Here is a 16,228-nt window from a genome sequence, read left to right on the forward strand (position 1 = left end):
ACTACCACCGTTACTGTTGATTCGGTTTACTTTATTGCTGCCTCCGTATCCATTTGCCAGGGCGACAGCATACAACTGCCTGATAGTTCATGGGTAACATCAGCAGGCGTCTATAACGATACGTTAACCACCATAGCCGGATGCGACAGCGTTATCACTACCACCGTTACTGTTGATTCGGTTTACTTTATTGCTGCCTCCGTATCCATTTGCCAGGGCGACAGCATACAACTACCTGATAGTTCATGGGTAACGTCAGCAGGAATATATTACGACACATTAACTTCCGTTGCCGGATGCGACAGTGTTATCACAACTACGCTATCTGTTGATTCTATTCTCACCAGTTCTGACTCTGCTTCCATCTGCCAGAACGATAGCCTACAGTTGCCCGGTGGTTCATGGGTAACGTCAGCAGGAATATATTACGACACATTAACTTCCGCTGCCGGATGCGACAGTGTTATCACGACTACCATATCTGTTGATTCCATTTACAACATTACTGTCTCTGCTTCTGTCTGCCAGGGCGATAGCATACAACTACCCGATAGTTCATGGGTAACGTCAGCAGGAATCTATAACGATACGTTAACCACCATAGCCGGATGCGACAGCGTTATCACTATGACCGTTACTGTTGATTCGGGTTACTTTATTACTGCCTCCGCATCTATTTGCCAGGGCGACAGCGTACAGTTACCGGGCGGATCATGGGTAACGAGTGCGGGCATATACAGCGATACGCTGCTGGCCACCATTACCGGATGCGACAGTGTTATCGAAACTACGCTATCTGTTGATTCCATTTACAATATTTATGATTCTGTTTCCATCTGCCAGGGCGACAGCATACAGTTGCCTAACGGTTCATGGGTAACGTTACAAGGAACATATTACGATACACTAACTCCTGTTACAGGGTGTGATACGATAATTGCCACAACTCTAACTGTAAATTCGTCTCCATTGGTAAGTATTACAGCTTCTACAAATGTGCTTTGTAATGGAGGATCAACCGGTTCTGCAACTGCTACACCTGGTGGTGGTACCTATGGTTGGTTTGATGGCTCTGGCAGCCCTATAGGACAAACCGGCTCTACCGCTACAGGTTTAACTGCGGGAAATTACCAGGTCACTGTTTACGATTTAAACAGTTGTATTGATATTGATAGTGTTACTATTTCTGAACCAACTGCGCTATCCCTTACAACTTCTTTTACGAAAGAAAGCGGGCCAAATTGCGCTGATGGTTCTGCAAATGTACAAGTGAGTGGTGGCACTCCATTTAGTGGAGGCCCTCCATTTTATTTATATCTTTGGGATGATTCTCTTGTTCAAACAACATACGCTGCAACCGATTTGTCTGCTGGCTTATATATTGTAACTGTAACGGATGCTAATGGTTGTATTGATACTGCTATGGTACAACTAATCTTAGATCCTGGAGAAGATTGCCTTGATGAATGGCACATATTTACCGGAATAACGCCTAACAGCAATGGTAAAAATAAAACGTGGGTAATAATTAAGGGGAGTTTTAAAAATGTTGAGTTAAAAGCAACCATCTACAGCAGGTGGGGCGACCTGGTATGGAAATCTGCTGATTATAATAATGATTGGGAGGGAACAAATACGAAAGGTGATCCATTGCCGGATGGTACCTATTTCTATATCGTTGACAGAGGAGATAAGGTTTTTACGGGTTGGTTGAATGTTACACGATAGAAGGGCGGCATCGTCCGACCACTAAGTTTACCCCGTTGAATTTCTTTTATTCAACGGGGGTCGCAATTTGTGTTGGAAAGTGGTCAGATTGAGCATCAGCGAAATCCCGATCTTGTCGGGACGAATAGTGATGAGAAATAAAGGCAATAAAATAAAAATTAAGAATTATTTTGGATATTAATTCTATTAAGCGTAAATTACAAAGAAAAATGGATAAATTTTAGAGAAATGAAAAAACTTATCATCATATTGATTACAGTTGCCTGTTGCATACTGCCTGCTGTCAACTGTTTCTCACAGCAGGATGCCTTGTACAGCCAGTATATGTTCAATCCGCTGGTATTAAACCCGGCTTATGCCGGCAGCAGGGAGGCGCTAAGTATGGTTTTGCTGCACAGAAGTCAATGGTTCGGATTTGACGGAGCGCCTTCAACCCAAACTTTTAGCGCACACATGCCCCTTATACTTGTAGGAAAAAATTCTGATAAAAGAAAAAAAAGCCGTGCTTTAGAAAATAAAAAGATCGGTGTTGGATTAAACCTGATCAATGATAATATAGGCCCAAGCAACAGTTTGGGCATCTTTGGTTCAGGCGCTTACCGTTTGACTATAGGGGAAGGAAAGTTGTCAATGGGCCTGAAAGCCGGCTTTTTCAAGTATAGTATTGATTGGAATGAAATTGATTATCCCGATAAAACTACATCTTATACCAACAATAAAGATACAAAGCTCTTACCCAGCTTTGATTTTGGATTATACTATTACACCGATATGTTTTATGCTGGCGCTGCCATCACCCATTTATCAAGGCCCAGTATTGCGGTTGATTCAGCGAATGACAAAATTGACGGGCACTTGTCCCGGCATTTTATTTTAACTACAGGTTATGCTTTTATGGTCAATGAATTTATCATTTTTAAACCGTCATTTTTGATAAAATATGTAAAAAGCGCTCCTCTTGCGGTTGATATAAACACTAATTTTCTTTTCTATGGTAAGCTATGGGTGGGTACTTCATTCCGATGGAAAAATGGGATAGTATTTCTCACCGAATTTAATTTTACCGACCAGTTAAAAGCAGGCTATGCGTTTGATCTCACTTTGAATCCCATCCGAAAACATAGTAAAGGCTCCCACGAAATTTTTATCTCGGCCGATTTGAATTTATGGAAAACTAAGGTTAAGTGTCCGAGGTTTTTTTGACATGGGAAATAGTATCTATTTTTTTTTAATTCACTGATAACCAAGCAGTCCCCCTCCAAAAAAAAATCATAAAAAAACTTGATAAGATATGATTTTTTGTATATTTGCCAATTAAACTTAGAGTCCACTCTAAAAAGTCTTTTTTGCCACAAAAGCACAAAAACACAAAATCCCACTAAAAATTAACTAATTGATTTTCAGGGTTTTGTGGGATTTAGTACTTTGGTGATTTAGTGGCATTTTTATTTTTATAAAGTTTCTAATTATTATAATCACTTTTAAAAAAAAGCAATAGGGCATCATGAAAAATTTTACCCTATCCTCGTTTACTGCTGCACTTTGTGAGCACAGCACACAAAGTACAAAGCACAATGCTGTATGTATTCTACCCCGCCAGATAGCGGGGCTCTGCGCTCTGCTCTTTGCGGTGCTACCTTTTCAATCAAAGGCACTACACACAGTAGATTTTACTTATACCCCTGCCAGTGATATATGTGTAGGAGACAGCGTATTTTTTACCTCAACCGGTGATTTTGCAGCTTCCTATAATTGGGATTTTGGTGATGGAGATACCTCTATAGCTACCAATCCGGCTCATGTCTATTTTACCAGTGGTACATTTACAGTAACGTTAACCACCATTAGTTTTTTTCCAGGTGATACAACAGTTGCTACTCAAACAATAATTATTTTAGCGCCCCCATTTCCTTTTTTCATTTTTCCTCCTGCACCAAATCCAGCTTGTTTGGGAGAATCTATACAATTTGACCCAATTTTTTCCCCTACTGCAAATTCTGTTCTATGGACTTTTGATGACGGTGATTCCTCCACAATATTCAATGTTGAACACACTTATGCTGGTACCGGTACCTATTCTGTATGGTTAAGGGGGTATAATGTATGTGGTAGTGATTCTATTGTAACTTTTGTAACCGTTGATACAACTACACCACCTGCTGTCTTTATCTCTGCATCCCCCAACCCTGTTTGCCCTGGTTTTCCGGTGGATTTTACAGTATTTAGTTTTTTGGGTACCAGTCCTGACCCTTCCTATTCATATTTATGGGATTTAGGTGATGGAGATACCTCTATAGCTACCAATCCTGCTCATGCATACACAGCAGTTGATACCTTTACAGCGCTGTTAATTACCACTAATAATTGCAGCAGCGATTCTGATTCAGTGGCTATTACTGTTGATTCTACTTTGGTGCCTTCTGTTTCTGCTTTACCTGTATCAGCCACTATCTGCCCCGGAGCCACGGTTTATTTTTCAGGAAGCGGCAGTCAGCTTATTGACTATTTATGGGATTTTGATGATGGTAATGTTTCTTTCCTGCAAGATCCCACGAATACCTTTCCTGATACCGGCACTTATAATGTAGTATTCACAGGTACGAATGCTTGTGGAAATTCTGCAAACGACATATCTGTTATCATAGTGGATAGCAATGCAGCGCCCATTGCGGATTTTCAAAGGTATCCGGCAACGCCTATGGTTTGCATACCAATAGGTGATAGTGGTGATGTTTATTTTGAAAATACCAGCACAAATTCACAAACTTGTTTATGGGATTTTGGGGACGGAAGTCCATTAGACAGTAATTGTAATACTGTGCATCGATTCCCCTGGATTTTTCAATTTCCTGATGAGCCGGATACTTTTACCGTTACCTTAATTGCTACAAGCTCTTGTGGCGGGCAGGATACCGTACAAAAAGATGTAATAGGATTTACTGATGTACCTATTTCTGCTTTCTATTGGAGCGATCCATTCCCTTTTTTCAACCCTATTTGTCCTGGAACACCGGTTTTCTTTGATAATAACAGCTCCGATACCACCAATAGCTTCTGGGATTTCGATGACCCGTTAGCTGGCCCCGACAGTATTTCTAATGACCCCAATCCTGTCCATATATTTGCTGATACGGGAACTCACACCGTTGTTTTGACTGCATCTAATGGATGCGGCAATAGCGCTTCCTTTTCCAGAGTTTATAACGTAAGTTTTGATGCCGGGCCGCCCAATACAAATTTTTCCACATCACCTTCATCTGCCTGTCCGGCTGAAGCTTTTGACTTTCAGGTTTCCGTATTCCCTCTTTTGGTTGATACTGCAAATGTATTATGGGTCTTTGGGGATGGGGACAGCTCTACCGTAACAAATCCTTCTCATGCTTATGATACCAGTGGAACTTATACAGTAACTTTTATCTATTTTTCCGCTTGCGGAAATGATACGGTTTTTAAAGAGCTAACTGTAAAATCCGGAACAAATCCAGATTTTGCTTTTACGATGGGTTGTTTAGGTGATACCAACTACTTTACCGATGCCTCCAATCCACTGCCTGAAAGTTGGTCATGGGAGTTTGGAGATGGGGATACCTCTACCCAGCAAAACCCCTGGCATATATATGCAGCAGCAGGTACTTACAATGTTACGCTAACGGCTGTTCTGAGCGGCTGTGCAAGTTCTATCACTCAGCAGGTACCGATAAGTGATCTTTCAGTTTCAACGACTGTTATTGATGTTTCCTGTTTTGGATCATGTGATGGATCAGCTACAGCAAATCCTGCTGGCGGCTTTCCTCCTTATAACTATTCCTGGAACACGGGCGAGATTACCCAAACAATAACAGGATTATGTCCAGCTACTTATGGTGTATTAGTGTGGGATTCGATTTTCTGTTTTGCTTCAGACACAGCAGTTGTAATATCAGAACCTGCCCCTCTATTGCTTACCACCGGCAGCATAGATGCCACTTGCGGTTTTCCTGATGGTGTTGCCTGGGTGACTGTTTCGGGCGGTACTCCTCCTTATAGCCCTCTATGGAATGATCCTCTTTCGCAAACTACTGATACAGCCATTGGTTTGTTTTCCGGAACTTATCAGGTAATGGTTACAGATAGCAACGGCTGCCAGGATTCTGCCACAGCAATAGTGAATGATGCCGGAGCTCCTACCGTAACAATAGATTCTGTTATAGATGTAGGCTGCTTTGGAGATAATGATGGTATTATGATAGCTTCTGCAACAGGAGGTACACTTCCCTATACTTACCAGTGGGATGACTCATTGGCTCAAACAGATTCTATAGCCGATAGCCTGGCCGGAGGCGTTTATACCGTTACCGTAACCGATAGCAATAATTGCCAGGCTTCTGCCAGTGATACGGTCAATGAACCACTGGCTTTGATTATAAGCATCACCAATAGTACCAATATCACTTGTTTTGGACTTTGTGATGGTACGGCTACCGTTACACCATCAGGTGGCGCTATACCCTACACCTATCAATGGGATGATCCGTTAACGCAGACCGATTCAACAGCCGATACGCTATGTGCAGGGATATTATACAGTGTGATCGTAACCGATGCGAACGGATGTGCAGACACGACAGATATTATTTTGACACAACCCACTGCATTGACATCCAGCATTACGGATAGTACCCCTATCAGTTGCAATGGGATCTGTGATGGAACAGCTACTGTTACTCCATCCGGAGGGACTTCGCCTTATGCTTATTTATGGTCTCCATCAGGAGGTACTGATTCAACAGCAACGGGCTTATGTGGTGGTGTAACTTATTCAGTAATTATAACAGATGCGTTTGGTTGTACCACTAATTCCCTTGTTACGCTTTCTGATCCAGTTGTGTTAGTTTCTTCAATTGCCGGTTCAGTAAACGCAAGCTGTCCGGGTGTATGTGATGGGGAAGCCATTGTATCTGTATCCGGTGGTACAACTCCTTACAACTATTTATGGGATGACCCATCGGCACAAACCAACGATACAGTTGTTGGATTATGTGCTGGAGCCTATCAAGTGATCGTTACTGATAATAATGGTTGCGAGGATTCTTCAGTAGTATCAATTACTGAACCGGTGTTGAACTCCGGTATTATAAGCTCAACCGATGCAACCTGTAACGGTGTTTGTGACGGATTTGCCACAGCCTCTGCTTCCGGTGATAATACACCGTTTACCTATCAATGGGATGATCCGGGCTCACAGACTACGACTACTGCAACAGGCTTATGCGCAGGAACATATAATGTGGTTGTTACCGATTCAATTGGTTGTACCGATACATCCACAGCAATCATTGGTGAACCTCCACTTTTAACTTCCGGTATTTCTGATTCAACCATGGCCAGTTGTGGCGGGGTATGTGATGGATCAGCAACCGTTACACCGGCCGGAGGCACATCACCTTACACTTATGCATGGGATGATCCATTAACTCAGTCCGATTCCACTGCAATAAATCTATGCGCAGCTTCTTATAATGTAATAGTAACTGATAACAATGGCTGCAATGACACATCAAGCGTAACAATCACTGAACCACCTGCTTTAGCGCTCTCCATGAGCAGTGAAGATGCCACCTGTGACAGCGTTAACGGCAAAGCAATTGTCTCTGTTTCAGGAGGTAGTTCTCCATATACTTATTTGTGGGATGATTCTTTGGGCCAAACTACTGATACAGCTACAGGTTTATTTGCAGGTGTTTATAGCGTGGTAGTTACCGATGCTATAGGATGCAGCGACTCAGGCTCAGTAGGTGTGAATAATCTGCTTGCAGGTACTGCTTCTATTTCAGTGATCTCTGATGTATCGTGTAATGGCGGCTCAGATGGTTCTGCAACCGTTAGTATGACAGGGGGTAATGCACCATTCACTTATCTGTGGGATAATGGCGAGACAACTGATACTGCAATAACTTTAGCAGTTGGCAGCCATAGTGTTACTGTTACCGATGCTGTTGGCTGTATTGCTACAGATGTTGCAACGATTAACCAACCATCACCGATGATCCTAACTCCCTCAGCAGTGGACGCAAATTGCGGACAGGCTGATGGCCAGGCATGTGTTTCTGCATCAGGCGGAACTCCATTCTATACTTTCTTATGGGACAGCGCTGCTGGGTTTCAAACTGCTTCCTGTGCTGCTAATTTACCGGCAGGTACCTATTCAGTAACTGTTACTGATGCCAATGGCTGTGTAGCAGGTGCAGCAGTTACTGTAGGCGATATTCCGGGAGGTACAGCTTCAATTTCTTCATCTACCAATACAAACTGTAACGGAAGCTGTGACGGGGATGCTACCGCTGCTATTACAGGAGGCACTGCTCCATTTACCTACCAATGGGATGACCTTGCTTCACAAACTACGGTTACTGCCATTAACTTATGTGCCGGATCGTATAATGTGATCATTACTGATGCTGTTGGTTGTAATGATACAGCAAGCGTTACCATTATTGAACCGCCTGTATTGATATCTTCTATCAGCGGAAGTACTAATGCCAGTTGTAATGGTGTGTGTGATGGTGATGCAATGGCCTCAGCAGTTGGAGGGACAGCGCCTTACAGTTTTCAATGGGATGACCCATTGTTTCAAACCAATGATACAGCAACGGGATTGTGTGCCGCAATCTACAATGTAGTTGTAACTGATGCCAACGGCTGTGATGACACATCCACTGTAACGATCACAGAACCACCTGCAATTACTTTAACCCCTGGCAGCACGGATGCAATATGTGGCGATACAAATGGAACGGCTTTTATTTCTGCTTCTAATGGTGTTGCGCCTTACACATACTTGTGGGATGATCCTTTGTCACAAACAAACGATACTGCTACCGGGCTATCTGCAGGAACTTATACCGTATTAGTTACGGATTCGAATGGTTGTACGGTTTCAGATATAGTAGCGGTGAACAATGCCGGTGCGCCCTCTGTTTCTATTCCTTTATTCACCGATGTAAGCTGTAATGGTGGCAATGATGGGGAAGCAACAGTAAGCGCTACCGGTGGAACACCACCCTACACCTATCAGTGGAATGACCCTCTCAATCAAACCACTGCAACTGCCACTGGCTTACCGGCAGGTACTTATACAGCCACAGTTACTGATTCAAATAGTTGCATAGCATCTGATATCGTCACTATTAGTGAACCCGGTGCTTTACTTGCACCTACTACAGGAACAGATGAAAGCTGCAGTGGCTCATGTGATGGGGAGGCTACAGTTAGTGTATCAGGAGGTATAACTCCTTATAGTTATTTATGGGATGATCTGCTTGGACAAACTACAGCAACAGCAACAGGATTGTGTGCAACTAACTATAATGTTATCGTAACCGATTCTAATGGTTGCCCCGCCATAGGCGGGGTAACAATTTCCGGCCCTGCAGCATTGACTTCCAACATTACAGGAGTAACCAATACGAGTTGCGGGCTTTGTGACGGGGATGCCACAGTTTCGGCAGCAGGAGGTACTACCCCATATACTTATTTGTGGGATGATGGACAAGTTACAGTAACAGCGATCAATTTATGTGCAGGTGTTTATAATGTTACAGTTACTGATGCTAACGGATGTACAGCAACTTCAAGCGTAACTGTTACAGGCCCTGGGGGATTATCATCCAGCATTACTTCCAGTACAAATGTAAGCTGTTTTGGAGCTTGTGATGGAAGTGCAACTGTAACAGCCCTGGGCGGAGCATCACCTTATACCTGGTTATGGGTTGATGGTCAGACTGTAGCTACTGCAATTAATCTATGTGCAGGAAATCATAGTGTAACTGTAACTGATAGCAATGGCTGTATCACAACATCAAGCGTAACCCTTACCGAACCGCCAATTTTAACTTCGTTTATCTCAGACAGCACGGATGTGAGCTGTAATGGCGCATGTGATGGCTCTGCAACGGTAACTCCTTCCGGAGGAATTCCTCCATATAATTATTTATGGACCCCTTCAGGCCAGGTTGATTCCACTGCAATTGGTTTATGTGCAGGAACTTATATTGCAACAGTAACAGATTTAAATGGATGCACAGACACCGCAAATGTACTAATAACAGAGCCTGCTGTAATTGTAGTTAATACTGCTTTTGTAACCAATGTATCTGTGAATGGAGGCGGTGATGGGGCAATAGATATAAATGTAACCGGTGGAACGGGACCTTACACTTACTTATGGAGTCCTGGTAATGATACCACACAAGACATCAGCGGTTTAGGAGCAGATACATTTATGGTCACTGTAACAGATTCTAATGGCTGTCAGGGTGCTTTGAGTGTTATCGTAACCGAACCGCCTTTGGGAATTACAGAATTTGATTTGAACATTACATTCGAAATTTATCCCAATCCTTCAACGGGAGTATTTACTTTTGAAATACAATTATACGAAGCTAACGATATTAAAATAGAGATATATAATGTTTTAGGAGAAACAGTATTTACAAAATTGTTTTCTGATATTAAAAATATCACACAAGAAGTGGATTTGGGAAGTTTAGCTGTTGGAATGTATACGGTTAAATTATTTACAACAGATAAAGTAATAAACAGGAGTATTACTATTGCGAAATAACCTTAACTAATCAGTCGGCAGTCCACAGTCGGCAATCGGCAATTTGTTTTTTGTCGGCTGTGGACTGCCGACTGATTAGTTACGAAAAGCCAAATCTTTATCAGATTATACGAATAATCTGACAACTAATCCTATCATTATTCACTAAACAATCTCACCGTAGTAGTCAACCCGGATCGAATACTAAAATGTTTCACATCAGTTGAGAAACTGCCAAATGAACCTTTGGCCCTGAATACTATTTTATAATTGCCCGGCTGCATGGCTAAGTTGGTTTTGGAATTTTCCAGGTTATATATCCATTGCTGGTTCCCCCCTTTATCAATACTATAAATACTTCCATAGCCAATTATAGATTCCGAAATATTCAATACACCTGGCGGTCTTAAGGTTATTTTCTTAGTTTCGCTTTGATTTATTTCTACATCATTATAATAGGTACGCGGAAGCGTGAGAATTTCAAGATCATATTTTCCTACAAGGTATTTTTGCGTTGTCCCGATCTTTTGAATATTTAAGGTTTTTTGCCCCGATTTTATCGAGATCTCTGACCTCCCATTTGAGCGTATAGTCGTACCATCATTCTCACTCTTATCCGGCCCCGAGTACTCGGGGGTAGCACGAATAATTGCATTTAAAACGGTCCCATATTTTTTATAGCCATCCTGTTTAATTAACAAGCTACCCTGGGGTGTTTTTACTTTTATTACATTGTTTATCCCCGGTTTCAGCTTAATGTTCTTTTTAATAACCATAGGGACAGTGTTAACGACCAGGTCATAGTCAAGTACAGCATCAATGTCAACAATATCAGGCTTGCCGTTTTTATCCAAAAAATGTATAAAGTCATAAGCAGGCAGCCCTGTAAAATTGTTAATGAAAGTTAAATTAACGTTGGTTTCTGTTGGTTTGTCATTAATATCAAGCAGCTCTACGGTTACCGTAGTTTCAGATAAAGTTCTCTGAATGACTCTATCCAGGATACCTTTGAAATTTTTCACATTAGAGGCATCGAAATAGGCGCCCATACAATCAAAGGATTTTGCAAAATCTTTATTTATTCCGATTCCAATAATGAAGGGTTTTAAAATGATACCTTTTCTCTGTAAAGCCAGCGATACGGCACAAGGGTCTCCTTTACAGGATTCCAGTCCATCGGTGATCAGGATGATCACATTCCTGGTATTTTTTTCTTCAGGAAAATCGTTTGCAGCCAGTTCAATTGAATATGCAATGGGGGTTACGCCTTTGGGCTGAATTAATTTCAGCTTCTTTTTAATTTGTTCATGATTATTGGGTGAAAATGGAACTTCAAGTTTTGTGTCTTTGCAATTTTTGACCCTTTTGGGATGCTGGTGTCCGTAAACCCTCAGCGCTAATTGTAAATTTTTCCGCTGTTCTAAAGAGTCAACTATATCTGAAAGTAATTTTTTGGCTGTATTAATTCTCAGGTCCTTTTCCCATCTCGCCAGCATGCTGCCGGAAGCATCAAGGAGAAATAATATCCTGGTTTTTTTGGGAACTTCCCTACTGCTTTGAGCTTCAACATCAGCAATAGAGATTGAGAATGATAAAAGTAATAAGAAGTTGATCTTTTTTAAAAAAATCTTCATAATCAAAAGGATTTTTTGTGAATAGTTCAACTGCTTGCTGGAATTGCTGTTTAAGCTTGGGATTTCTCTCTGTCTTCTTTTTAAACGAGCCCTTGAATTTATTATCCCATGATAACTTCATCACCTTCAAGGTCTTTGAATAGTTCTTTTGCTGTACCAGTTTTTGCTTTATCTTTTTTATAATTATCTATCGCTTCCTTTGCCCTTTTATTAATTGCATCTCTCTTTGCTTCAATAATTTGCTTTTTTAACATGTCAATCAAATTTTACTCCTCCGGCTTGAATTTTTTCTGCCATTCATCTTTACCCCAGTCAATTTCTTCGTTGGCTTTCCCGGTAAGCTTTCCCGCACTATCCAGCCAACCTTCCCAGTAGCGGTATATAGGATCTTTGCCCTCAAACGGCTTTTCTTTAACGACATGGCCACGCATATAGATGCGCCCATCTTCGAGCGGGCGTATGTAAGAGACAATCGGATTATTCATCAGGGTATAGGCGCCCAGGGTTTTATCCCATAAAAGCTTTCCTGTTTTATCATAACAAAGCACACGCTCGGAGCCACCCCTGTAGCGCTTTGAATCATAAGAAAGCATAAAGACATACAAGTTGCCCTTAGTGTCCTCTGCCATACTCTGAGATTCCAGCTCATTAAACTCGGCCACAACCCTGCGCATCCATTCCTCCTTTCCTGTTTTGTCAAATTTGTAAAGCATATCATCACCGAATGCGGCCGCTCCTCCGTCTCTGGTAAGAACCCAAGGGGCACCATAGCCCTCATGCCCTACAAACGGTTGAAAATAGGTAGAATAGCCAAGCCTGTATGAAGCGATCACTTTCTTTGCCGAATCCATGGACAATTGCCCGTAACCGGTTGAACTAATAAACAGCAGGACGATCAATAAGTATTTCATAGATAATGGTATTGTATAAAGCAATTAAATTGTCATTAATAATCCCCAAGAGTTGTTTCCCCCAGTTGCGAAAGCGCTTGCTGCAATTGCTCATCATCAGGAGCAACGCCATGCCATTTATAATTATCCATCATGAAGTCTATCGGGAAGCCCATGTGTGTTTTCATGAGGATAACAACGGGTTTGCCATTTCCTGTGTGGGATTTTGATTCTTCCAATCCATTTAAAACTTCTTCAAGGTCATTGCCATACATTTGCAGCACATCCCAGCCGAAAGAGAGCCACTTGGCTTTCAGGTCTCCCAGTGATATTATTTCGTTGTTTGGCCCGTCAATTTGCTGCCCGTTCCAATCTACAGTAGCTATCAGATTATCCACTTTATGGTGTGCGGCATACATGGCTGCTTCCCAGATTTGCCCTTCCTGCAATTCACCATCACCGTGCAGGGAGTAAACCAGGTATTGGTCACCATTTAACTTTTTTGCCTGGGCAGCGCCTGTTGCCACAGACAACCCCTGCCCTAATGAACCTGATGCGACCCTGATACCAGGCAGATGCTCTTGTGTAGCAGGATGTCCCTGGAGGCGTGAATTAATTTTCCGGAAAGTAGCCAATTCAGAAACGTCAAAATATCCTGATCTTGCAAGCACACTGTACCATGCAGGAGAAATATGCCCGTTGGATAAGAAGAAAATATCTTCATTGGTGCCCTCCATTGTAAACTGTGGAGAATGATGGAGGATTTTGAAATAGAGCGCTACAAAAAAATCAGTGCATCCAAGCGATCCGCCAGGATGACCTGATTGTACAGCGTGGGTCATCCGTAAAATGTCTCTGCGAACCTGCATTGCGATCTCTTTTAATTGCTCCAGGTTCTTCGTAGTGTAGCGCCTGCTCAGATCATACCTTTTGTCTTTTGGCTCCAATTTAGTTTCGGTAACGGGCGAAGAAATATCCACTTTTTTATTTACGAATTGTGATTTTATATTTACGATTTGAAAAACATAACTTTACAAAACTACAAATAAAACTTGTGCAAGTTACAAATTTATCCGGAAAAATAATTTTAATTTGCTGCATGTCCAAAAGATTTAAGAGATACATCGTCACATCTGCATTACCTTATGCCAATGGCCCTTTGCATATCGGTCAAATAGCCGGGGCATATTTGCCTGCTGATATTTATGTCCGGTATCTGCGATTAAAAGAAGTGGAGGTGGTATATATATGTGGTTCTGATGAGCATGGCGTACCTATTACGCTGGAAGCAAAAAAACGAGGTATCTCACCCCAGGATGAAGTAGATAAATACCATAAATTAAATAAAAAGAGCTTTGAGAAGTTTGGGATATCTTTTGATATTTATCACAGAACATCGGACAGGCTGCATCATGAAACGGCATCAGATTTTTTTAAAAAATTGTATGATAAAGGAATATTGACGAAGGAAGAGCATGAGCAGTATTATGATGAAGAAAATCAGCAATTTTTAGCCGACAGGTATATTACCGGCACCTGCCCTAATTGCAGCAATGAAAATGCTTACGGAGATCAATGTGAGCGATGTGGCTCCAGCCTGAGTCCTAAAGAATTAATAGATCCAAAGTCTGTATTGAGCGGGAAGAACCCTGTTCTCAGGAAAACCAGCCACTGGTATTTGCCATTGGATAAATTTCAAAAAGAGTGGATTGAAAAATGGATAGACGGCCATAAAAATGATTGGAAAACCAACGTTTACGGGCAATGCAGATCATGGCTTAACGAAGGTTTAAAGCCAAGAGCCGTTACCCGTGACCTGGATTGGGGGGTTGCCGTTCCCTTGCCTGATGCTAAAGGAAAGGTCTTATACGTATGGTTTGATGCACCGGTCGGATATATTTCTGCTACCAAGGCATTAACAAAAGAATGGGAAAAATACTGGAAAGATGAAGAGAGCGGGTTGATACATTTTATCGGAAAAGATAATATTGTTTTTCATTGCATTATTTTTCCTGCAATGCTCAAAGCCCACGGGGAATATATTGTGCCTCACAATGTTCCTGCGAACGAATTTATGAATATGGAAGGGGAAAAGATCTCCACCTCCAGGAATTGGGCAGTATGGCTGCATGAGTATTTAGAAGTTTTTGAGGGAAAGGAAGATATGTTAAGATACGTTTTGTGTGCCAATATGCCGGAGACAAAAGACAGCGATTTTACCTGGAAGGATTTTCAGGCAAGGAGTAATAATGAGCTGGTGGCTATTTTGGGAAATTTTGTGAACAGGGTTTTTGTATTGATGAATAAAAATTTCAATGGGATAGTACCTGCCGATCAGTATGTTGTTGACGTCAATATTGACAATGAGTTGAATGTATCCTGTAAAACAGAGGTTGCGAAAGCCATAGAGAACTATAATTTCAGGCATGCTTTGAACTTAGTTATGAATTTAGTACGTGCAGGAAACAAATTTCTGTCAGACACCGAACCCTGGAAGTTATTAAAGGAAAATAAAACAAAAGAAGCCGGGGAAATATTAACCTATTGCTTACAGATCATTGCAAAGCTTACGATAATTATGGAACCCTTTTTGCCCTTTACTTCAAGGAAACTGATCTCCATGTTGAACCTGAACGAGGATATTTTAAAATGGAAGAACATTGAGACGCTTAAATTGCCGAAGGGCCACAAGATAAATGAACCAACATTGTTGTTTGAAAAAATAGAGGATCAGGTGATTGAGGAGCAGGTGGAGAAGTTGAAGGGGAGTAAGAAAGTTAACAGCAGACAGTAGTACTTAGTTGCATAAATAAGGATTATTATGCTTTGTTGAATTAAACAATATTGTCACTCGTAGTAATTCAATAGTAATTTGATGGTAATACAATGGTTATACAATTGATCAAGTAAAAAGTAAAAAGTAAAAAAAAATAAAAAACTATTGACAACTGAATTACAACTGAATTAACAACTGAATTACAACTGAATTACAGCCGAATGAAAGCAAACAATTGAGAAGTATAATTGAGTGTCATAATTACTATTACTTATGCAACTAAGTACTAGGCAACTTGCGGTTTTGTTTATTTTTTCTTATATTTGTATGAATTTAACAATAAAAAAAATGAAAAAGGAACTAACAAAACAAGATATTTTGGATATGTTTGCTAAATCTGATAAACGTTTTGAGGAAAGAATGAAAAAAAGAGAAGAAGAAAGAGAAGAAGAAAGAGCTATTTCTGACAAAGGGTTTGAGGAAAGAATGAAAGAAAGAGCTATTTCTGACAAACTGTTTGAGGAAAGAATGAAAAAATTAGATAAACAGATAGGAGGTATTGGCAACAACAATGGTGATGTAGCGGAAGAATTCTTTTTTAATGGCCTTGCTGCAAAAA

The 16,228-nt window shown here is 41.2% G+C and carries 7 protein-coding genes and 1 pseudogene (1 of these 8 cut by a window edge); 5 read left to right on the forward strand and 3 right to left on the reverse strand.

Features of this window, described 5'->3' with window-relative positions:
- The 3 genes and pseudogenes from FVQ77_15135 to FVQ77_15145 form a co-directional block, all read left to right on the forward strand.
- Positions 1-1,728: pseudogene (locus FVQ77_15135) on the forward strand (T9SS type B sorting domain-containing protein); it begins 1,113 nt to the left of the window's first position.
- Between the two features lie 228 nt (positions 1,729-1,956).
- Positions 1,957-2,931, forward strand: coding sequence for a type IX secretion system membrane protein PorP/SprF (locus tag FVQ77_15140; protein MBW8051638.1), 975 nt, complete (start codon positions 1,957-1,959; stop codon positions 2,929-2,931).
- Positions 2,932-3,232: 301 nt separating this feature from the next.
- Positions 3,233-10,330 carry a PKD domain-containing protein gene (locus tag FVQ77_15145; protein MBW8051639.1) on the forward strand — a complete coding sequence of 2,366 codons (7,098 nt, stop codon included), beginning with the start codon at positions 3,233-3,235 and terminating at the stop codon, positions 10,328-10,330.
- A 137-nt stretch (positions 10,331-10,467) separates the two neighbouring features.
- Here FVQ77_15145 and FVQ77_15150 read toward each other — a convergent pair whose 3' ends face one another.
- From FVQ77_15150 to FVQ77_15160, 3 genes are all read right to left on the reverse strand, one after another.
- Complete coding sequence (locus tag FVQ77_15150; GenBank protein ID MBW8051640.1) at positions 10,468-11,943, reverse strand: VWA domain-containing protein; 1,476 nt, start codon at positions 11,941-11,943, stop codon at positions 10,468-10,470.
- Between the two features lie 266 nt (positions 11,944-12,209).
- Positions 12,210-12,878, reverse strand: coding sequence for a hypothetical protein (locus FVQ77_15155; GenBank protein ID MBW8051641.1), 669 nt, complete (start codon positions 12,876-12,878; stop codon positions 12,210-12,212).
- An 11-nt stretch (positions 12,879-12,889) separates the two neighbouring features.
- The gene (locus FVQ77_15160) at positions 12,890-13,702 is read right to left on the reverse strand and encodes a transketolase (GenBank protein ID MBW8051642.1); all 813 of its coding nucleotides are present in this window, start codon (positions 13,700-13,702) and stop codon (positions 12,890-12,892) included.
- Between the two features lie 230 nt (positions 13,703-13,932).
- Here FVQ77_15160 and metG point away from each other — a divergent pair, with 230 nt between their 5' ends.
- Both metG and FVQ77_15170 read left to right on the forward strand, forming a co-directional pair.
- Positions 13,933-15,627, forward strand: a complete 1,695-nt coding sequence (gene metG / locus FVQ77_15165) for a methionine--tRNA ligase (protein ID MBW8051643.1) — start codon at positions 13,933-13,935, stop codon at positions 15,625-15,627.
- Positions 15,628-15,957: 330 nt separating this feature from the next.
- Positions 15,958-16,228, forward strand: a 271-nt coding sequence (locus tag FVQ77_15170) for a hypothetical protein (GenBank protein ID MBW8051644.1), incomplete at its 3' end; no start/stop codon positions are given.

The organism is Cytophagales bacterium (assembly GCA_019456305.1).
Classification (GTDB): domain Bacteria; phylum Bacteroidota; class Bacteroidia; order Cytophagales; family VRUD01; genus VRUD01.